The sequence below is a fragment of the Buttiauxella sp. WJP83 genome, assembly GCF_027594725.1.
In the GTDB taxonomy this organism is placed as follows: domain Bacteria; phylum Pseudomonadota; class Gammaproteobacteria; order Enterobacterales; family Enterobacteriaceae; genus Buttiauxella; species Buttiauxella selenatireducens.
The window spans coordinates 1375092-1396227 of the sequence record NZ_CP110080.1 but is presented as its reverse complement, the minus strand read 5'-3'; the positions used below and the strand labels follow the sequence as shown (position 1 = coordinate 1396227).

Here is a 21136-nt window from a genome sequence, read left to right as displayed (position 1 = left end):
TGCTCCGCTATTAATAAGTACGCACTTTCGGCGGGAATGCCGGACGCAGTTTCGGCTGCATGTTCACCTCACGGCGAGTCATGCTTTCCGACTCAGGCAAATATAGGCTGTGGCACAGCCAGTTTGCATCGTCACGTTCCGGATAGTCGAAGCGGCTATGCGCGCCACGGCTTTCGGTGCGGAAGTTAGCGGATACCGCAGTTGCGTAGGCGGTTTCCATCAGGTTATCCAGCTCCAGGCACTCAACGCGCTGAGTGTTGAACTCGCTTGACGTGTCGTCCAGACGGGCATTTTTCAGGCGTTCACGAATTTGTTTCAGCTGCTCAAGGCCTTTCGCCATGGCGTCACCTTCACGGAATACCGAGAAGTTATGCTGCATACATTCCTGAAGGGCTTTGCGGATTTGTACCGGATCTTCACCATTACGGTTGCCATTCCAGCGATTCAAACGCTCAAGTGCAGCATTGATTTCATCTTCAGTTGCATCGCGTAGTTCGCCTTGCTCAGCGATGGATTCCAGCAGATGCAGACCCGCCGCGCGGCCAAAGACCACCAGGTCAAGCAGTGAGTTACCACCCAGACGGTTAGCACCGTGAACCGATACACAGGCGATTTCACCTACCGCAAACAGGCCTGGAATCAGAACATCTTCACCCTGCTCATTCACCGTTAAAGCCTGGCCGGTCACTTTGGTCGGAATACCGCCCATCATGTAGTGGCAAGTTGGGATGACAGGAATTGGCTCTTTAACCGGGTCAACGTGCGCAAAGGTGCGAGACAGCTCGAGAATGCCCGGCAGACGCGATTCCAGAACGTCTTTGCCCAGATGGTCAAGCTTCAGCTTAGCGTGTGGGCCCCATGGACCATCGCAGCCGCGACCTTCGCGGATTTCGATCATGATGGAACGCGCAACAACGTCACGGCCCGCCAGATCTTTGGCGTTCGGTGCGTAACGTTCCATGAAACGTTCACCGTGTTTGTTCAGCAGATAACCACCTTCACCACGACAGCCTTCGGTCACAAGTACACCTGCGCCCGCAATACCCGTTGGGTGGAACTGCCACATCTCCATATCTTGTACCGGAACACCGGCACGCAGCGCCATGCCAACACCGTCGCCGGTATTAATGTGCGCATTGGTCGTTGACTGGTAAATACGGCCTGCACCGCCTGTTGCCAGTACAGTCGCTTTCGCTTTGAAGTACACCACTTCACCGGTTTCGATACACAGCGCGGTCGTACCGACCACTGCGCCATCAGCATTTTTCACCAGATCCAGCGCATACCATTCAGAGAAAATGGTGGTTTTGTTTTTCAGGTTTTGTTGATAAAGGGTGTGCAGCAACGCGTGACCCGTACGGTCAGCCGCAGCCGCAGTACGTGCCGCTTGTTCGCCGCCAAAGTTCTTCGACTGGCCACCAAACGGACGTTGATAAATGGAACCGTCTTCAAGACGGGAGAACGGCAAACCCATGTGTTCCAGTTCCAGAATCGCTTCCGGGCCGGTTTTACACATATATTCAATGGCGTCCTGGTCACCGATATAGTCGGAACCTTTTACCGTGTCATACATATGCCATTCCCAGTTGTCTTCGTGGGTGTTACCTAGTGCAACGGTAATCCCCCCCTGCGCAGACACGGTGTGGGAACGGGTTGGGAAAACTTTAGACAGCAAGGCACAAGTCTGGCCTGACTGGGAAATCTGTAGCGCGGCGCGCATACCTGCACCACCCGCACCGATGACGACTGCATCAAACTCTCTGACTGGTAAGCTCATTACACACCCCACACCACAACGAATCCATAAATGACGTAAACCAGCAGGGCAACAACAATCACGAGTTGCAGACCAAGACGAATCGCCACTGGTTTAACGTAGTCGGTCAACACCTGCCACATGCCAATCCAGGCATGGATCAAAATTGAGAACAATGTCAGCAGGGTGAACACTTTGGTGAAGGCGGAGGCAAAGAACCCACTCCAGACCTCGTAGGTTAAATCGCCGGTAACAGCGAAGAACCCAATCATATAGATGATGTACAGGGTGATTACGATGGCGGAGGCACGGACTAAAATATAGTCATGCACACCATTGCGACCTAATGCGGAGGCATTGCTTACCATACGAGGACTCCTGCGAGAAGTGAAAGCACGACAGTGATAACAAAGGAAATCATCGCGGATCGTTTGCCCGCTATTAGGGTTTCATCCAGCAAACCGGTGTCCATCATGATGTGGCGAATACCCACAACAACGTGATAAGCCAGCGCGGTGAGGATGCCCCACATAATGAATTTAACAAAGAAGCTACCCATTATTGCTGATGCAACAAGGAAGCCTTCTGGAGATGAGAGTGACTGACCCAATAACCAAAGTAGGATGCCGACAGCCACAAAGGTGATCACGCCGGATACACGATGGAGGATGGAAGCGATTGCAGTGACGGGGAACCTCATCGTTGTGAGATCGAGGTTTACAGGTCTTTGTTTTTTCGCATTTTTTATCATGAATAGCGCCCACATGCTGTTCTTATAGTTTCCTTCCTCCGGATCTGTAGGCGGGGTCAGACAGCGTGAACTTTCTATAACTGTGCGTCATGCAAAAACAGCTACATCCAGATGCCAAAAAACTGGCTACAACGCTGGGTGGCGCCCGGTGGCAGGGTATTCCGGAGACCTGGCCGCAGTATAGGCGCTTCACAAATTCATTACAATTAACCTACATATAGTTTGAAGGGTTTTAGTCGGAACAGTGAGCAGGATCACGATAACAACATTATTTTAATTTTTAATCATCTGATTTGACAAAAGTTAAACATTCTTGTTACAACCAGAGCCAGAAAAGCCGTATAATTCGCAAAAGTTATAGGGTCAGCCTTTCACCTGAGAATAAGTTATGTAACAGTGTGTCGGTATTGACCCGGTCGATTAGGACAGTTATTAGTGGTAAACAGGTTTGAATGATATGGACTGCTAACACCTTGATTTGCTGATTTTTTCGCCTGCGTGGAATATGTTACCTGCAAGCGCCCATCGCTCTGTACCCTGGCTGTACACAATCAAAACAGAGCCACGAGCAAATAAAAAACGGGTAACGAACACGGTTGTGTTTGAATGCAAATCAGGTATCCCGCAGTCTTATGAAATGAGGCGCTAAGGAGACCGTAAATGGCTGATAAAAAAGCAACTCTCACCTATAACGGTGGTGATGCTCTGGAACTGGATGTGCTAAAAGGCACGCTCGGTCAGGATGTAATTGATATCCGTAGTCTTGGTTCTAAAGGTGTATTTACTTTTGATCCAGGTTTTACATCGACTGCATCATGTGAATCAAAAATTACCTTTATCGATGGTGATGAAGGCATCTTGTTGCACCGTGGTTTCCCAATCGATCAACTGGCAACCCACTCCAGCTATCTTGAAGTCTGCTATATCCTGCTGAACGGCGAAAAACCGACTCAGGAACAATACGAAGAATTTAAAACCATCGTCACCCGTCACACCATGATCCACGAACAAATCACCCGTTTGTTCCACGGTTTCCGTCGTGACTCACACCCAATGGCAGTCATGTGTGGTGTGACCGGCGCACTGGCGGCGTTTTACCATGACGCAATGGACGTGAATAACCCGCGCCACCGCGAGATTGCAGCATTCCGCCTGCTATCAAAAATGCCGACCGTAGCAGCAATGAGCTACAAATATTCCATTGGCCAGCCGTTCGTTTACCCACGCAACGACCTGTCCTATGCCGGTAACTTCCTGAACATGATGTTCTCCACACCGTGTGAGAAATACGAAGTTAACCCGATTCTTGAACGCGCAATGGACCGAATTCTGATCCTACACGCTGACCACGAGCAAAACGCCTCTACCTCTACCGTTCGTACCGCAGGCTCCTCCGGCGCTAACCCGTTCGCCTGTATCGCTGCCGGTATCGCATCCCTGTGGGGACCCGCACACGGTGGCGCTAACGAAGCCGCACTGAAAATGCTCGAAGAAATCAGCAGCGTGGAACACATTCCGGAATTCATCCGTCGTGCGAAAGACAAGAATGACTCTTTCCGCCTGATGGGCTTTGGCCACCGCGTGTACAAAAACTACGACCCGCGTGCCACTGTGATGCGTGAAACTTGCCATGAAGTACTGAAAGAGCTGAATCTGAAAGATAACAGCCTGCTGGAAGTGGCGATGGAACTTGAGCATATCGCGCTTAACGACCCGTACTTCATCGAGAAGAAACTCTACCCGAACGTGGACTTCTATTCCGGTATCATCCTGAAAGCGATGGGGATTCCATCTTCCATGTTTACCGTTATCTTCGCGATGGCGCGTACGGTTGGTTGGATTGCTCACTGGAACGAAATGCACGACGACGGCATTAAAATTGCCCGTCCACGCCAATTGTATACCGGCTATGCACAGCGTGATTTCAAATCTGATTTGAAGAAATAATCTTTCAGCCCTCTCCTTTTAAAGAGGACTAAAAGCCGCTGACGAACCCCGCGTTTTTCGCGGGGTTTTGTTTTTTCAGACCAGAGCCAACTTATGCCTGAGGGCTGTCCGTCAGATTAGTGATGTTCACGCCCTGCGGTGTCGTGGTTTGCGTTTCGGTCGGTGCTTCAGTCGTTGGCGTCAGCTCGGTCACTTTTGGCGTCTGCGTTTCCTGTGTCGCGGCTGGCTCGCCAGGTGTTGCAGTCTGCGTTTGCTGAGTTGCTGCTGGTACAGCAGGTGTTGCAGCCTGCGTCTGTTCGGCCGTAGCAGGGGTTTCAATTTGTTTTGGCATAACCGGAACAGGTTCTGCCGGAATCGATTCTGCCTTCGGTTTTGGAACTGGGGTTGGCGCGCGGACGATAAATGTCGGTTTACCCTTCGCAACAGAATAGGTCACATGACTGATAACATCTCTCGATGTTAACACTTCGACAGGCGATATGTTCACGCGGCCAATGAGCGAACGGGCATACCCGCCGACTTTATGTTTACCTTCTGGCAGCTGCACCTCAAGGCTCTCACCCGTCCCCAGCGCTCCGGCATCTTTGTCATCAACGGTCACATAGATTTGGGTGCCATCGTCGGTTTTGGTCGGGATATGCGTTACGGTCACCCGCGAGGAGCCGAAATCAAAAGCCGGTGCCTGGTCGGCGGTTTTCGATTTTGCGCAGCCCGTCAGGGCTAGAACAGCTGCTACGGCAGCCAGGGTGAAACGATAACTCATAATGCGAGGTCTTCCTTTAAGGGATTTTTGTGATCTGTGGCGCAATATACTCGATCTCCGGTGAGAGATGAATGCACAGTCGGGAGACTCAGAGGAGTCCGTTCCCCCCGATTATCCATTTTTCAACAAAATCCCTGATTCCCTCCGCCCTATGAGACAAATGCTATCTTCAGCACGATTTAATGCTGGCAACCCGGACACCAGTAAAATGGCCTTGATGAGAGCATAGTTTTCTCAATCACACCACCGCAACGCTCGCACTTTTCACCAGCCCGATGAAACACCTTAAAGCTAAAAATCGCGCCATGATGTTTATTTTCATCCACATTGCCACGCGTGTTATACGAAAATCGTGGAATATCCAGCAGCGCGTGTGACAGTTTATCGAGTTGTGTCGCCGTTAAATCCTGCGCTTTATGATGACCAAGTAATTCAACCGCCCAGAGGATCTCAACGCGCAGATAGTTACCCAACCCCGCGAGAAATGCCTGATCGAGCAGCAAGCCGCTGAACTGACGCTTGCGAAATCGGGCTGACAATAAACGTTCTTTAACTTGTTGCACCGTCAACGTCATATCCAGCACATCCGGCCCTACTCGCTTTAAAAATGGATGCTCCGCCAGTTTCTCCGAATCGAGCATCTCAATATCTGACGCACTATAAAGCAAAATTGCTTTGTCAGCCGTTTGCAGTTTTACACGCAGTATCCGTGTTGTTTGCGGGAGTTCGCCGCTATTGACCACCCGCCACACACCGTAAAGTTGGTTGTGGCTATACAGGATTTTCCCGTTGGAGAAATGCGTCAACAGAGCTTTGCCACGTGTTTCTATACGTATAACTTTTTGGCCGACCAACGTGGGTTCAAACGGTTTCAGCTCAGTAAAAGCAAACCAGACATCGGTTAACGGTTTATCTAAAACGGCGGCTTCAAGCTTATCCGCCGCTCGCCTAATTTCAGGGCCTTCAGGCATCACGTCATCCCTAAAAAATCAGTCTTCGTTGTTCAATTGCCAGGCCAACTGCTCAAGATAGATTTGCTGATCGCGTCGCGCTTTAAGCGCCTCTTCCAGAGTGCAGTGTACGAAATGGATCGGTTCACCTAACCGTAATTGCGCCAGATGAAACATATCTGCTTCGATAACGCAGGCAATCCGAGGATACCCGCCCGTGGTCTGCGCATCATTCATCAGCACGATAGGCTGACCGTTGTGTGGCACCTGCACAACACCCGGCAGCAATCCATGCGAGAGTAACTCACGGTCAGTCGTGCGCTCCAGGCGTTGCCCCTGCAGGCGATAACCCATTCGGTTACTTTGCGGGCTTAACTGCCACGGCAAACGCCAGAACGCATCCTGAGCGTGTTGAGTAAACTCGTGATACTCCGGCCCCTCCAACGCACGAATGCGATTTCCCCATAACAGTTGCTTCACACCACGCGCTTCGCGGAAATGTCGCGTAGCAGGCAGTTGAGCAATTTCATCGCCATCTTTGAGCAACCGCCCTTCGATGCCACCGACTTGCGCTTTCACATCGGTGCTGTAAGAACCCAGGACTTCAGGAACATCCAACCCGCCTGCAACAGCAAGATAGCTGCGCATCCCACGCTCAGGCACTTTCAGGCGTAATTGCTGACCCGCTTTAACCGGCAATCGCCAGCCCGTCCATACGGCATGGCCATCCAGCTCCGCGTGGCAGCCCGCCCCCGTTAACGCAAACCACCCATCCTGCGTAAACTCGACGACACAATTTCCCAATGTGATTTCTAGCGCAGCACTCTCTGGCGCATTACCTACCAGCAAATTTGCCATTTGCAGTGCCGGTGCATCAAGCGCACCGCAACGGCTCACGCCTAACTGCCGATAACCATAACGTCCGGTGTCCTGCACCGACATGTGCATTCCAGCACGAATTATTTTCAGCACACGCCCTCCTTTTGAGGCACGAAGCGGACGGTATCACCCGGAGCCAATAATGTTGGCATTTCATCTGCCGGATTGAATAACCGTACGGAAGTCTGGCCGATAATTTGCCAGCCTCCAGGAGTGGAAAGTGGATAAATCCCCGTTTGGCTGCCGCCAATCCCCACCGAACCGGCAGGCACGATTAAACGCGGCTCAGCCCGACGTGGTGTTTCAAGTGACGGAGCCAGTCCGCCAAGGTAGGCGAAACCCGGCTGGAAACCGAGGAAATAGACGATGTACTCAACTGATGAGTGCTGCTCCACCACCTGCGCTGGTGATAGCCCGCAATGTTTGGCGACGTCCTGGAGATCAGGGCCGCAATTTCCACCATATATCACCGGGATTTCGATGCGTCGGGATTCAGGCACTATCGCCTCACTCTCTTCCCACCAGCGTTGAATACGTTCAATGCCATCCAGCGCCAGGCTTTGCGGCTCGCGTAGTACCACAGTGATATTATTCATCCCAGGAATCACATCCAAAACGCTGGGTGCTTCCAGCAGTCGTTGCGTTAATCCCCAGATGCGTTGTTGGCTTTCTAGCGATACAGGCGGTTCCAGTTCAAGAACCACTGCACTTTCGCCTAACAGATAACACCGTGCTCTTTGCACTTTTGCTCCTTGGTTTTGCGCTATGCCGGGTTTGGAATATCTATAAACGCCACGTCCAAATCAGTTTCGCTGTTCAGCCAGTCACTCAGTGCCTGGATGCCGCCGCGTTCAGTGGCATGATGCCCAGCCGCATAAAAATGCAGCCCCTGTTCACGCGCAGAATGAATGGTTTGCTCTGAAACCTCACCAGTAATGAACGCATCGACACCAAAACGTGCCGCGCTATCTATGAAGCTTTGCCCACCGCCAGTACACCAGGCGACGCGGCGAATTTGCTCAGGGCCAGTATCGCCACACCACAGCGGCGTGCGGCCAAGACGCATCTCAATCCATGACGCTAACTCCACGCCAGAAAGCGATGTTGAAAACTCGCCCCAAGGCACCAGCGGCTCGATTTCACCTTTGTTTTCAATCCCCAGTAGCGCCCCGAGTTGCGCGTTATTGCCCAACTGAGGATGCGCATCAAGCGGTAAATGCCAGCCGTAGAGATTGATGTCGTTACTGAGCAAGGCTTTCAGGCGATTGCGTTTCATACCACGAATGACCGGTGATTCACCTTTCCAGAAGTAACCATGGTGAACGATGACGGCATCGGCTTGCTGGCGAATGGCTTCGTCAATGAGCGCCTGGCTTGCCGTCACACCCGTGACGATTTTGCGGACTTCTTCGCGTCCCTCGACCTGCAAACCATTTGGCGCGTAATCGCTGATGGCGGCGCTGTTGAGTTTCTCGTTAATCAGGCGTTCCAGTTCGCTATTTTTCATGTTCTTTCTCTTCAGGTTTACGGGCCACTTCATAAGCGGCGAGTGTCGCTATACGTGCCTGTTTATGTTCAACAATGGGATGCGGATAGTCCAGCGTCAGTTGCTGTTTTTCGGCCCAAACCCATGGGGTATGAATATATTTATCAGGCACAATACCCAGTTCTGGCAACCACTGGCGTATAAATTCACCTTTCTTATCAAACCGCTCGCCTTGGGTGGTCGGGTTAAAGATACGAAAATAAGGTGCGGCATCAGTCCCTGTCGAGGCTGCCCACTGCCAGCCACCGTTGTTTGCAGCCAGGTCACCATCAATCAGTTGTGACATAAAGTAGCGTTCACCCTGCCGCCAGTCTGCCAATAAATCCTTGACCAGAAAACTCGCCACCACCATTCGCAAACGGTTATGCATCCAGCCGGTGGTGTTTAGCTGACGCATTGCCGCATCCACTATCGGATAACCCGTCCTCCCTTGTTGCCAGGCAATGAACTGCTGTTCATCTTGCTGCCAGCTGACGTTATCTGTCCATGGGATAAACGGCTGATGGCGGCAAAGTTTGGGGTATGCCACCAGCAAGTGGCGATAGAACTCACGCCAGATGAGCTCATTTAGCCAGATTGCCCCTGCGTCACCGTCCAGCGCCTGTGGGTGCTCTTTCAGTAAACGGTGTAAGCACTGGCGCGGTGACAGCACGCCAATGGCAAGATAGGCCGATAAGCGGCTGGTTCCGTCAACAGACGGGAAATCGCGCTGCTCGCCATAATTCGCCACCGGCTGGCGGCAGAATTGACGCAACTGGTTTATCGCTTGCTGCTCACCAATGGGAAATAGATTTGCGTCTACGGGCTGGCGGGGGTAATCAAACGGGGTAAGTTTTTCGGTATCAGGCAAAGCGGCGCTACGTGCCTTTGGTGGCGCGATGCATTCAGGTAAACCTTCATGCAGTCGTTTGATAAATGCCCGACTAAACGGCGTAAACACTTTATACATTTCGTGATTACCGGTGGTCACGCTACCGGGCGGTAATAAAACGCTGTCATCAAAACCCTGGCACACCACATCAACATCCAGCGTTTTTTCAACGTCAGCATCCCGCTTTCGTTCATTCAGTTCGTATTGGTAGTTATAAAATAGCGCATCCACTTTCTGCGTTTCGCAAAAGCTTTTCAGGTATTCAACACAATCAGCAAAGTCATTAAGCTGATGGATGTGCAATTCAATACCGCGCGCAGCAAGGGCATCATGCAGGCATTGCAGATGCTGCCAGATAAATTCCGCCTGGCGTGGCGACATATCGTGTTGCCGCCATTGTTCTGGCGTGGCGAGAAAAATCCCCACCACGCGAGCATGAGGATCGCGGCACGCCGCAGCCAGCGCCAGGTTGTCATTCACTCGTAAATCATTGCGAAACCAGACCAGATGGGTGGTCATACATCTCCATATTTAATTTCCGTAGCGCAAACGTAACGCTTCGGGATAAGGCTCAAAATAGCGTTGCTGCGCCAGATAAGCGTCAGGATATTCTGCCATATAGTGTTTTAACAAGGTGATGGGAGCCAGTAAAGGTTGGGTGCCCTGGCGATAGCGGTCGATAAGCCCTGATAGCTCCTGTCGCTGGCGAGAATTTAACTGGCGGCGGAAGTATCCTTGTACATGCATTAGCACGTTAGTGTGGTTGCGGCGCGTCGCCTGGTGTTCGAGCAAAGCCATAAGACGCGTACGGTACTCAACGAAAAAGTCATCCAGCGAATCCCAGCTTTCGATACCCGCCACAAACCGCCCCAGTTCCCGATACTGCGGCTGAGAATGTGCCAGCAGCAGTAATTTATAACGGCTGTGAAAACCGATAAGTCCACCGCGCGTCAGGCCAGATTTGCGTAATTTATTAAGCTCATAAAGCGTATAAATGCGCTCGACAAAGTTCTCGCGAATAGCCGGGTCATATAAACGTCCGTCCTCTTCGACCGGCAACCACGGTAACTGTCGTTTCAACTCGGCAGTAAAAATCCCAGTGCCGCTTTTACGATTATTATTCCCTTCAGTTTCATAAACCCTCACCCGCTCCAGGCCACAGCTTGGGGATTTCGCACAAACGATATAACCGCAAAGATGGTCCAAACCGGCAACCCGGCGCGAAGAAAATTGCTGCATCGCCTGCGTTAAATCCCCTTCACTGTGGTTGCTAAAGCGCAATGCGATTTCACCATCATCCTGTTTTACCAGGCGTAAAGCAGGCCGGGGCGTGGGTAAACCAATCGCCATTTCAGGGCAAACAGGCTCAAAATGCACCCACGGAGCCAGTTCATTGACGGCAAAGGCCAGCCGTTTATGCCCGCCGTCAAACCGGACATTTTCCCCGAGTAAGCAAGCGCTGATGCCAATATTAATTTTGTCGCTCATGACTTACTCCTTTAAGCGTATTCACATCTAAGTGTAGCAAGCATGTAAAACAAAAAAGGCTACCCGATTGGGTAGCCTTCGTTTGCAGCAGAAATCATTTACATCATCGGTGTTGCCAAACGCACCAGGCTGATAAGCGGTTGCGGGTAAACACCCAGCAGCAGTACCAGCACAGCGGAGATCAGAACCACAACACCGCCTGCGGTGAATGCCCAGTTTCCTGGGGTATCACGAGTAAGCTGTTGCGGCGCATTCAGGTACAAACTCACCGTCACACGCAGGTAGTAGTACAAACCGATCGCACTACCCAGCACCACAGCACCGGTCAACCACCACAGGTGAGACTGGACGCCGACAGCAATAATGTAGAACTTACCGATGAAGCCTAATGTCATTGGGATACCTGCCAGTGACAGCATCATCACGGTCATCACCGCAGACAGAATCGGTTTATGCCAGAACAGACCACGGTAGGAGTACAGAGAATCTGCATCCGGGCCACGGTATGGACTGGACATCAGGCTGACCACGCCGAACGCGCCGAGGCTGCTGAACAGGTAACCGGCTAGATAGACACCCACTGATTCCATCGACATATCGCCACTTTGCAGGGCAATCAGTGCCACCATCAAATAACCGAGGTGCGAGATAGACGAATAACCCAGCAGACGCTTGATATTGGTCTGGCTCAGCGCCATCACGTTACCGAAGATGATAGAGGCGAAGGCGATAATACCCAGCACCACGCGCACCGCTTCACTGTCGCCAACTGGCGCATAGAGGAACAGACGCATCACCACACCAAAGATGGCGATCTTGCTGGCAGTCGCCAGGAAAGTGGAAACAGGTGCCGGAGCCCCTTGGTAAACATCAGGCGTCCAGAGGTGGAACGGAACCAGTGACAGTTTAAAGCCAAGTCCCACAATCATCAGGCCCAGACCGGCAAGCAGCAACGGTTCGTGCAGCATGCTGTCAGCCAGACTTTTGCCGAGAGCCACAAACGACAGGTCACCCGATTCTGCGTACACCAGCGCCATACCAAACAGCAGGAATGAAGAGGCGGCGGCAGACAGAATCATGTACTTGATGCTGGCTTCCAGCGAGCGCTTCTGACGGAAGGCGTAACCAATCAGACCGAACAGCGGCAGTGAGATCAATTCAATGCCGAGGAACAACGCCGCCAGGTGGTTGGCGTTTGCCAGAAGAATACCGCCGAGTGCCGCAATCAGCACCAGCAGGTAAAACTCTTCGCGGTTGTCGGTGTAACCCTCAAGCCACGGATAGGCAAACGTACAGGTTGCCAGACTCGCCAGCAGAACCAACCCGGTGTAGAGCATTGCATAGCCATCAACACGCATCAGCGGTGTGACATCCATTGCTCCAGCCTGCCCCACAAACCACAGCGAAACTAACGCAGCGTTAAGGCCGATAACAGCAAGTGTTGCATTGACAAAATGGTCGCGTCGCCACGCTATGGAGAGCATCACAACCACCACCGTCAATCCGACGACGAGCAGCGGTAGCAGCGCGATCAATTGTTGAGGAGTTATAGTCATGGCGAATTACGGCCTTGTAGTTGGAATTGAACTGGTAAACCACTGCTGAATATTGCTCATCGCAGCATGCGAAGTATCCAGAATTGGCTGCGGGTAGAAGCCCAACAGGACTAACAACACCACTAGCAACAGAATGATAAAGAACTCGCGCAGCGACATGCCTGGCAGTTGTTTATCACTGATTTCGCTTTTTGCTTTACCGAAGTAAGCACGATGCAGCATCGCCAGAGAATAAACCGAGGCAAACACCAGACCGAAGGTCGAGACAACCGTAATCACTGGCACAACATGGAAGCTGCCGAACAGAATCATGAATTCGCCAACGAAGTTACCCGTACCTGGCATCCCGAGAGTCGCCACTGCGAAGAACATCGACAAACCTGGCAGCCATTTGATTTTGTTCCACAGGCCGCCCATCAGACGCATATCGCGAGTGTGCAAACGCTCGTAAAGCTGACCACAGATGATGAACATACCCGCCGCAGACAAACCATGCGCAATCATCATGATAATCGCCCCCTGGTAGGCCAACTGGCTACCGGTATAAATGGCAATCAACACGAAGCCCATGTGGGAAACGGAGGTATAAGCGATAAGACGTTTAATATCGGTTTGTGCGAAGGCCATCCACGCGCCGTAGAAGATGCCGATAACACCCAACCACATGGCGATTGGTGCAAACTCAGCAGACGCTTCAGGGAACAGGGGAAGAGCGAAACGCAGCAGGCCGTAGGCCGCGGTTTTCAGCAAGATACCTGCGAGGTCAACAGAACCCGCTGTTGGTGCCTGGGAGTGCGCGTCTGGCAACCAACCGTGCAATGGAACGACAGGCATTTTCACCGCAAATGCAATGAAGAAGCCCAGCATCAACAGCCACTGTACGCTGTGGGACATTTCGGTATGCAGCAGTTGTTCGTAGTTAAAGGTCCAAACGCCGGTCGCGTTGTAGTGCACAAACACCAGCCCAAGAATCGCAATCAACATCACCAGGCCGCTTGCCTGGGTGTAGATGAAGAACTTGGTTGCAGCGGTGATACGAGTCTTCCCGTCAGAGGCTTTGTGGCCCCACAGAGCAATCAGGAAGTACATCGGTACCAGCATCATTTCCCAGAAGAAGAAGAACAGGAACATATCGATGGCAAGGAACACGCCGATAACGCCACCGAGGATCCACATCAGGTTGAGGTGGAAGAAGCCCTGATATTTTTCGATTTCATTCCAGGAACAAAGTACCGCCAGCACACCGAGCAAGCCGGTAAGCACCACCATCAGCAATGACAAGCCATCAATTGCTAAATGGATCTCAATCCCGAAACGTGGGATCCACGGCAGGATAAATTCAGACTGCCACTGCGGCAAACCTGCAGATTGCGTCAGCGAGTATCCGCCGGATAGCCACAGTTGCAGTGAGAGAGCCAGAGTCAGTCCCATCGTTACCAGCGCAATCCAACGCGGCACTTTTACGCCGAAGCGTTCAGTCTGCCAGCAGAAGAAGCCGCCAATAAAGGGGATGAGTATCAGCCAGGGTAATAGCATGGCATTTGTGTCCCTAAGTCAAAATAAACCAAAACATCACTCACTTCCTGTCCTTACATGAACACCGGAGGAGAGTTTTTCACCCTCACCCCAGCCCTCTCCCTTAAGGAGAGGGGGAATTGTATGGGATTAGCGCAAGACCAGCAGCAAGCCCAGAATCACGACCGCACCGATACTCATTGAGGCCACATACCAGCGTAAATAACCGTTCTCACTCACTAACAGGCCGCGACCTGCCAGGCGTGAAATCACTGCCGGAATGTTCATCATTGAATTCAGCGGATCGCTCTTAAGCAACCAGGCAATGCCCAGGAATGGCTTAACAAAGATTTTGTCGTACAGCCAATCGAAGCCCCAGGCATGGAACCACCAGGTACCGAAGAAGCGGCCCGGTGCGCTGTTTGCAATGGCGGTGACCAAAGTGCGTTTACCTAACCACAGCCATGCCGCAATTAAGATACCGGCAATCGCCACGACGCCTGAGGTAATCTCAAGGGTCAGAACGCTACCGTGTGGCAGCTCAGTGGTGGCTGGCAGAACACCGTGTAATGGCGGAACAATCATTGCGCCAACAAAAGTGGACAGCACCAGCAACACAATCAGCGGCAAGTGGTGAGTAATGCCTTTAACCGCGTGAGCGTGAATCTGCTCTTTACCGTGGAAGACGATGAAGATCATACGGAAGGTATACAGCGAGGTCATAAACGCACCGACCAGACCTGCAACCATCAGGTTGATATGACCATTCGCCATCGCACCGGCCAGAATCTCATCTTTACTGAAGAAGCCTGCGGTAATGAGTGGCAATGCAGACAATGCAGCACCACCCACCAGGAAACAGACATACACCAGCGGAATGGACTTACGCAGGCCACCCATTTTGAAGATGTTTTGTTCGTGGTGGCAGGCAAGGATCACCGAACCGGATGACAGGAACAACAACGCTTTAAAGAAAGCGTGAGTCATCAGATGGAAAATCGCCGCATCCCACGCTTGTACACCCAGCGCCAGGAACATGTAGCCAATCTGACTCATGGTCGAGTACGCCAGCACACGTTTGATATCGGTTTGCACCAGCGCGGCAAAGCCCGCCATCACCAGTGTGACCGCACCCACGATGCCAACCAAATGCAGTACTTCAGGTGTTAACAGGAACAGGCCATGAGTACGCGCAATCAGGTAGACACCTGCAGTAACCATGGTGGCCGCGTGGATCAGCGCTGAAACTGGCGTTGGACCAGCCATCGCATCCGCAAGCCACGTTTGCAGTGGAAGCTGTGCAGATTTACCGACCGCACCGCCTAACAGCATCAGCGTCGCCCACGTCAGCATGTTGTTGCCCGCTTCGAAGTGAGCCGGAGCAAGCTCCACCATTTCGCGGAAGTTCAACGTACCCAGTTCGTTGTAAAGAATGAACAACGCGAACGCGAGGAATACGTCACCGACGCGGGTCACAACGAATGCTTTCATGGCCGCAGCGCCGTTCTTCGGATCTGTATAGTAGAAACCAATCAGCAGATACGAGCACAGACCTACGCCTTCCCAACCGAGGTACATCAGCAGCAGGTTGTCACCAAGAACCAGAACCACCATGCTGGCGATAAACAGGTTGGTGTAGGCGAAGAAGCGCGAATACCCCTCTTCCCCACGCATATACCATGATGCGTACATGTGGATCAGGAAGCCGACGCCGGTCACCACTGACAGCATAGTCAGTGACAAACCGTCGAGGATCAGATTGAAGCCGATGTTGAAATCGCCAACTGACATCCAGGTCCACAACGGCTGGGTAAAGGCTTGTTGCCCGTTGTTAAAGAAATCAACCCCGACAATCGCAGTGACTAACGCCGCAAGACCAATCGAGCCGACCCCAACCGTGGCAGAAAGATTTTCTGACCAACGGCCACGAGAGAACGCCAACAATAAAAAACCAATAAATGGCAAAAGAATGGTTAACCAGAGAAGGTTCATCCACGCATCTCACTTACTGAATCGATATTCAGGTTCTGGCGACGACGATGGAGCTGCAGTAACAGTGCGAGGCCAATACTGGCTTCGGCGGCAGCTAAGCTAATCGCGAGTATATACATCACCTGGCCGTCAGCCTGGCCCCAATAACTCCCGGCGACCACAAACGCGAGTGCTGCCGCGTTAATCATCACTTCCAGGCTAATCAGCATGAAAAGCAAGTTGCGACGAATCACAAGCCCAGTCAGCCCAAGTACGAACAAGATAGCCGCGAGGATTAGTCCATGTTGCAGCGGAATCATACGTGCTCCTCCGTTTTTCTTTTCGCCGCCGCGTCAGCCTGGCGATTACTCAGCACTTCACCCGGACGGTCTTCACGACCGAGGTGGAATGCAACAACCAGACCCGCCAGCAGCAGCATTGAGGCTAATTCCACTGCCAGAACGTACGGTCCAAATAACGCGATACCGACCTCTTTAGCACTGACAGATGTACCGTCGATTCCCTGGTCATTCAGACTGAGGATCGCGTACACCAACACCGACAGCAGGATGGCTGACAAAACGCCAGGACCAATCCACAACTGCGGTTTGAGCCAGTTACGCTCTTGTTCAACGACGGCATTACCGAGGTTTAGCATCATGACTACAAAGACGAACAACACCATGATGGCGCCGGCGTAGACGATAATCTCAAGCGCTGCGGCAAAGTAGGCCCCCAAGGAGAAGAACACCCCGGAGATAGCCAGCAATGAGATGATCAGATACAGCAAGGCATGCACCGGGTTGGTATGCGTGATAACACGCAAAGTGGTTCCAACCGCGATGATTGCGCAAATATAAAAAGCGAATTCCATTGCCTTGCTCCTTTAAGGTAATAGGCCTTTGACGTCGATAGGCTTAGCTTCGTTTTCCGCTTCGCCTTTATCTTTGCCGTCGATTGCCATACCTGCCATCCGGTAGAAGTTATATTCCGGGTATTTACCCGGACCGGAAATCAGCAGGTCCTCTTTTTCGTACACCAAATCCTGACGCTTAAACTCGCCCAGCTCGAAGTCTGGAGTAAGCTGAATGGCCGTTGTTGGGCACGCTTCTTCGCACAAGCCACAGAAAATGCAGCGCGAGAAGTTGATGCGGAAAAACTCTGGATACCAGCGGCCATCTTTGGTTTCTGCTTTCTGCAAAGAGATACAGGCGACCGGACAAGCTACCGCACACAGGTTACAGGCAACACAACGCTCTTCGCCGTCCGGATCGCGCGTCAGCACGATGCGACCACGATAGCGTGGTGGTAAATACACTGGCTCTTCCGGATACATCTGCGTTTCGCGTTTGGCAAACGCGTGCAGACCGATCATCCAGATACTGCGTACCTGGGTGCCGAAACCAACCACTAACTCTTTCAATGTCATGGTTTTTTCACCCCTTATGGTGCCTGATAGAGAATGACCGCGGCGGTCACCAGCAAATTGACCAGCGTCAGTGGCAGGCAAATTTTCCAGCCAAAGGACATCACCTGGTCATAACGCGGACGAGGTAATGAGGCGCGAATCAAAATGAACATCATCATGAAGAATGCGGTTTTCAGCATAAACCAGATGACAGGAGGTAACCACGGGCCATGCCAGCCACCAAAGAACAGGGTCACAATCAGGGCGGAAACCGTCACGATAGCGATGTATTCACCGACGAAGAACAGGCCAAATTTCATGCCTGAATATTCGATGTGATAGCCATCAGCCAGCTCTTGTTCTGCCTCAGGTTGGTCAAACGGGTGACGGTGACAAACCGCAACACCTGCAATGGCAAAGGTAATGAAGCCAAAGAACTGAGGAATCACGTTCCACAGATGCGCTTGATTATCAACGATATCGCTCATGTTGAACGAACCAGCCTGAGCCACAACGCCCATCAGCGACAGACCCAAGAACACTTCGTAGCTCAGCGTTTGTGCCGAAGCACGCATCGCGCCTAACAGAGAGTATTTGTTGTTACTTGACCAGCCTGCAAACAGCACGGCGTAAACCGCAAGACCCGCCAGCATCAGGAAGAACAAAATACCAATGTTCAGGTCGGCAACCACCCAGCTCGGGCTGACAGGCACAATCGCAAAGGCCAGTAGCATAGAGGTGAAGGCAATCATGGGTGCCAGGGTAAAGATGACGCGGTCCGCAAAGCGCGGCGTCCAGTCTTCTTTAAAGAACATCTTGATCATGTCCGCGACTAACTGGAGCGAGCCGCCCCAGCCAACACGGTTTGGTCCATAACGGTTCTGGAACAGGCCCAGCAAGCGACGCTCAAAGAAGCTCATGAACGCGCCACAGGTCACCACAACCAGCAGGATAACAATCGCTTTGAGAATGCTTAGCAGAATGTCGATAACATCCGGTGTTAACCAACTCATTGGCCAGCCTCCTGGAGATTTTCAAGACGCGCACCTGCCAGTACCGGAGCAATGCCAGGCATCCCCATCGGTAAACCGACCTGCCCTGCCGCCAGACCTTCGGAAAGTTGCAATGGCAGACTGAGCGTCTGGCCTTCGTAACTGAACGAAATCAGGCTTCCGGCGTTAACGCCCAGTTTTGCCGCATCTACCGGATTGAGCTTGATATAAGGCTCAGCCATTCGACTCTGGAAAATCGGGGAACGTTGGGACATTTCGTCACTGCCAAACAGATGGTAGTAAGGCGCAATACGCCATTTACCTTCTTCTGCCTGGAAGATTTCCGGCACGGAGTCAAAGAAATCAATGCCCGTTTCGGATGCTTCAATCAGACGCACACCCGGATCACCGTGACGCAGTTTGCCACCCACTTCGGCCTGGAACTTGTTCCATGCCTGCGGTGAGTTCCAGCCTGGTGCCCATGCAAATGGGATCTGCTGACGATTGGCCGACGGGCTGTTGTTCCCTTCCATCGAGAAGGAGAACATGGTGTCTTTATCCTGTGGCTGACGCGGCTCATGCACACTGATATTGGCGCGCATTGCAGTACGACCACTGGAGCGGATTGGCGAACGTGACAGTTTCTGACCACGGATACGGAAGCTGGCATCTGGTGCCGCATCTTTAATTCCAGCCAGTTGTGGCAACGCTTTCACGCAGGCATCGATAACATCGTCAAGCTGCGTCCAGTCCACTTCACGGCTTTCAACCGTGCTGTGCAGGGAGTGCAGCCAACGCCAGCTTTCGAGCATGACAATGGAGTGGTCGTAGTAAGACGGGTCATAAACCTGGAAGAAACGCTGTGCGCGGCCTTCGTTGTTAATTACCGTACCATCGCTTTCAGCAAAGCTTGCGGTGGAAAGCACCAGATGGGCTTTGTCCATAATCGCTGTACGCTGATGGTCAATAACCATGACCAGCGGAGCTTTGCTCAGTGCGGCATCAACACGAGCGGCAGAAGCATGGCGATGCAGATCGTTTTCCAGCACCACGACCGCATCAGCAGCACCGCTTTCCAGCTCACTCAGCGCTTCTTCAAGCGAACCGCCGCCAATCAGACCGAGGCCTACGCTGTTCACTGCGCGAGCGACCATGGTGATACCGACATCAGCTCCACGGCCTTTCAGCGCTTTAGCAACGTTTGCTGCTGCCTGCATCACCGCTTCGCTACCGGCGTTAGTCCCGGAAACGATCAGAGGTTTTTTAGCACCCGCCAGTGCCTGAACAATCACGTCGACTTTGTTTTTCAAGTCGCGGTCGAGTTCAACGGCCGGGGAGTTGCTATCCAGCGCATGGGCAATCGCAAAGCCTAAACGCGCCTGATCTTCAACCGGCGCACGGTAAGTCCACGCGGCGATGTCATCCAGACGAGTACTGTCGATATTCGTAACGAACAGCGGATGTTTCGCGTGCTGGCCAATGTTCAGGATGGCCGCAATCTGCCAGTCAGCCACTTTCTGTGCTGCTGCCATTTCGCGCGCTTTACCTTTCACGGCCTGACGCACAGCCAGCGCAACACGCGCACCGGTTTGGGTAATGTCTTCGCCGAGCACCAGCACCGCATCATAAGATTCGATTTCGCGCAGTGCCGGAGTATGAACGCCACTTTCTTGCAGCACTTTGAGCATCAATTGCAGACGCGCTTGTTCGCCGGTTGCGATACCAGTGTAGAAGTTGGCTGCCCCCACCAGTTCACGCAGTGCGAAGTTGCTTTCAACGCTGGCACGCGGGGAACCAATACCGATAACCTTCTTCGACTGACGCAGAATATCTGCTGCACCTTGCATCGCCTGTTCAGCGTTCAGGGTGATGAGATCGTCACCACGGCGTTGGATCGGCTGGCGTGGACGGTCTTTCAGGTTCACGTAGCCATAACCAAAGCGGCCACGGTCGCACAAGAAGTAGTGGTTCACAGTACCGTTGTAGCGGTTTTCGATACGACGTAATTCACCGTAGCGCTCACCAGGGCTGGTGTTACAGCCGATGCTGCACTGCTGGCAGATGCTTGGGGCAAACTGCATGTCCCATTTACGGTTGTAACGTTCGGAGTGCGTTTTGTCCGTGAACACGCCGGTTGGGCAGATTTCTACCAGGTTACCGGAGAATTCGCTTTCAAGCGTACCGTCTTCAGGACGACCGAAATAGACGTTGTCATGTGCGCCATAGACGCCCAGATCCGTGCCGTCGGCATAATCTTTGTAGTAACGCACACAACGGTAACAGGCGATACAGCGGTTCATTTCGTGAGAGATGAACGGGCCGAGATCCTGGTTACGGTGAGTACGTTTAGTGAAGCGGTAGCGGCGGAAGCTATGACCGGTCATAACCGTCATATCTTGCAGGTGGCAGTTACCGCCCTCTTCACAGACCGGACAGTCGTGCGGGTGGTTGGTCATCAACCATTCCACAACGCTTTCACGGAATTCTTTCGCTTCGCTATCGTCAATGGAGATAAACGTCCCGTCAGAGGCGGGTGTCATACAAGACATCACCAGACGACCACGATTATCTTCTGCGTTTTGATATTGCTTCACCGCACACTGGCGGCAAGCACCGACGCTTCCGAGCGCCGGGTGCCAGCAAAAATAAGGAATATCGAGGCCGAGAGACAGACAAGCTTGCAGCAAGTTGTCAGACCCGTTTACCTCATATTCTTTGCCGTCTACATGAATCGTAGCCATAG

Annotated in this window: 20 protein-coding genes; 2 read left to right on the top strand and 18 right to left on the bottom strand. The window is 52.4% G+C overall.

Annotated elements, in window-relative coordinates; genetic code table 11:
• Nucleotides 1-10 precede the first annotated feature (10 nt).
• Genes sdhA through sdhC form a run of 3 tightly spaced genes read right to left on the bottom strand, consistent with a single transcriptional unit; the run spans nucleotide 11 to nucleotide 2522 of the window.
• Entirely contained in the window at nucleotides 11-1777 is a 1767-nt protein-coding gene (gene sdhA, locus OH773_RS06485; protein WP_183269990.1) for a succinate dehydrogenase flavoprotein subunit, read from the bottom strand.
• Nucleotides 1777-2124: a succinate dehydrogenase membrane anchor subunit gene (gene sdhD / locus OH773_RS06480; RefSeq protein ID WP_183269991.1), complete on the bottom strand. Its 348-nt coding sequence runs from the start codon at nucleotides 2122-2124 to the stop codon at nucleotides 1777-1779. Before sdhD ends, sdhA begins: the two co-directional genes overlap by 1 nt.
• On the bottom strand, nucleotides 2118-2522 hold the full coding sequence (gene sdhC / locus OH773_RS06475) for a succinate dehydrogenase cytochrome b556 subunit (RefSeq protein WP_270144090.1): 405 nt from the start codon (nucleotides 2520-2522) through the stop codon (nucleotides 2118-2120). Before sdhC ends, sdhD begins: the two co-directional genes overlap by 7 nt.
• Nucleotides 2523-2800: 278 nt before the next feature.
• On the opposite strand from sdhC, the gene OH773_RS22420 reads away from it, so the two are divergent.
• On the top strand, nucleotides 2801-2959 hold the full coding sequence (locus OH773_RS22420; protein WP_442865654.1) for a hypothetical protein: 159 nt from the start codon (nucleotides 2801-2803) through the stop codon (nucleotides 2957-2959).
• A 208-nt stretch (nucleotides 2960-3167) separates the two neighbouring features.
• Nucleotides 3168-4454 (top strand): citrate synthase, encoded by a 1287-nt coding sequence (gltA, locus tag OH773_RS06470; RefSeq protein WP_270144087.1) that lies wholly within the window; start codon nucleotides 3168-3170, stop codon nucleotides 4452-4454.
• 91 nt (nucleotides 4455-4545) lie between these two features.
• On the opposite strand, the gene OH773_RS06465 is transcribed toward gltA, so the two are convergent.
• The 15 genes from OH773_RS06465 to nuoG all read right to left on the bottom strand — a co-directional run bounded on the left by OH773_RS06465 (nucleotide 4546) and on the right by nuoG (nucleotide 21134).
• A complete protein-coding gene (locus OH773_RS06465; RefSeq protein WP_270144085.1) occupies nucleotides 4546-5217 on the bottom strand; it encodes a hypothetical protein in 672 nt (223 codons plus the stop codon).
• Between the two features lie 179 nt (nucleotides 5218-5396).
• On the bottom strand, nucleotides 5397-6188 hold the full coding sequence (nei, locus tag OH773_RS06460; RefSeq protein ID WP_270144083.1) for an endonuclease VIII: 792 nt from the start codon (nucleotides 6186-6188) through the stop codon (nucleotides 5397-5399).
• Between the two features lie 18 nt (nucleotides 6189-6206).
• Nucleotides 6207-7139 (bottom strand): 5-oxoprolinase subunit PxpC, encoded by a 933-nt coding sequence (pxpC, locus tag OH773_RS06455; RefSeq protein ID WP_183269996.1) that lies wholly within the window; start codon nucleotides 7137-7139, stop codon nucleotides 6207-6209.
• Nucleotides 7133-7789 carry a 5-oxoprolinase subunit PxpB gene (gene pxpB, locus OH773_RS06450; protein WP_270144080.1) on the bottom strand — a complete coding sequence of 219 codons (657 nt, stop codon included), beginning with the start codon at nucleotides 7787-7789 and terminating at the stop codon, nucleotides 7133-7135. Before pxpB ends, pxpC begins: the two co-directional genes overlap by 7 nt.
• Before the next feature lie 20 nt (nucleotides 7790-7809).
• Complete coding sequence (locus tag OH773_RS06445; protein WP_270144078.1) at nucleotides 7810-8553, bottom strand: type 2 GTP cyclohydrolase I; 744 nt, start codon at nucleotides 8551-8553, stop codon at nucleotides 7810-7812.
• Nucleotides 8543-9982, bottom strand: coding sequence for a deoxyribodipyrimidine photo-lyase (gene phrB / locus OH773_RS06440; RefSeq protein ID WP_270144076.1), 1440 nt, complete (start codon nucleotides 9980-9982; stop codon nucleotides 8543-8545). The genes OH773_RS06445 and phrB overlap by 11 nt, the downstream gene beginning before the upstream one ends.
• 12 nt (nucleotides 9983-9994) lie before the next feature.
• The gene (locus OH773_RS06435) at nucleotides 9995-10951 is read right to left on the bottom strand and encodes a YbgA family protein (RefSeq protein WP_270144074.1); all 957 of its coding nucleotides are present in this window, start codon (nucleotides 10949-10951) and stop codon (nucleotides 9995-9997) included.
• Nucleotides 10952-11049: 98 nt separating this feature from the next.
• Nucleotides 11050-12507 (bottom strand): NADH-quinone oxidoreductase subunit NuoN, encoded by a 1458-nt coding sequence (nuoN, locus tag OH773_RS06430; RefSeq protein WP_270144072.1) that lies wholly within the window; start codon nucleotides 12505-12507, stop codon nucleotides 11050-11052.
• A gap of 6 nt (nucleotides 12508-12513) precedes the next feature.
• Nucleotides 12514-14043, bottom strand: a complete 1530-nt coding sequence (gene nuoM / locus OH773_RS06425) for an NADH-quinone oxidoreductase subunit M (RefSeq protein WP_183270002.1) — start codon at nucleotides 14041-14043, stop codon at nucleotides 12514-12516.
• Nucleotides 14044-14172: 129 nt separating this feature from the next.
• A complete protein-coding gene (nuoL, locus tag OH773_RS06420) occupies nucleotides 14173-16014 on the bottom strand; it encodes an NADH-quinone oxidoreductase subunit L (protein WP_270144069.1) in 1842 nt (613 codons plus the stop codon).
• Nucleotides 16011-16313, bottom strand: a complete 303-nt coding sequence (gene nuoK, locus OH773_RS06415; protein ID WP_008459783.1) for an NADH-quinone oxidoreductase subunit NuoK — start codon at nucleotides 16311-16313, stop codon at nucleotides 16011-16013. Before nuoK ends, nuoL begins: the two co-directional genes overlap by 4 nt.
• Entirely contained in the window at nucleotides 16310-16867 is a 558-nt protein-coding gene (nuoJ, locus tag OH773_RS06410; protein WP_270144063.1) for an NADH-quinone oxidoreductase subunit J, read from the bottom strand. Before nuoJ ends, nuoK begins: the two co-directional genes overlap by 4 nt.
• A gap of 12 nt (nucleotides 16868-16879) precedes the next feature.
• The gene (gene nuoI, locus OH773_RS06405; protein ID WP_121268553.1) at nucleotides 16880-17422 is read right to left on the bottom strand and encodes an NADH-quinone oxidoreductase subunit NuoI; all 543 of its coding nucleotides are present in this window, start codon (nucleotides 17420-17422) and stop codon (nucleotides 16880-16882) included.
• A 14-nt stretch (nucleotides 17423-17436) separates the two neighbouring features.
• Entirely contained in the window at nucleotides 17437-18414 is a 978-nt protein-coding gene (gene nuoH, locus OH773_RS06400; protein WP_270144059.1) for an NADH-quinone oxidoreductase subunit NuoH, read from the bottom strand.
• Nucleotides 18411-21134: an NADH-quinone oxidoreductase subunit NuoG gene (gene nuoG, locus OH773_RS06395; protein WP_270144057.1), complete on the bottom strand. Its 2724-nt coding sequence runs from the start codon at nucleotides 21132-21134 to the stop codon at nucleotides 18411-18413. The genes nuoH and nuoG overlap by 4 nt, the downstream gene beginning before the upstream one ends.
• Nucleotides 21135-21136 lie beyond the last annotated feature (2 nt).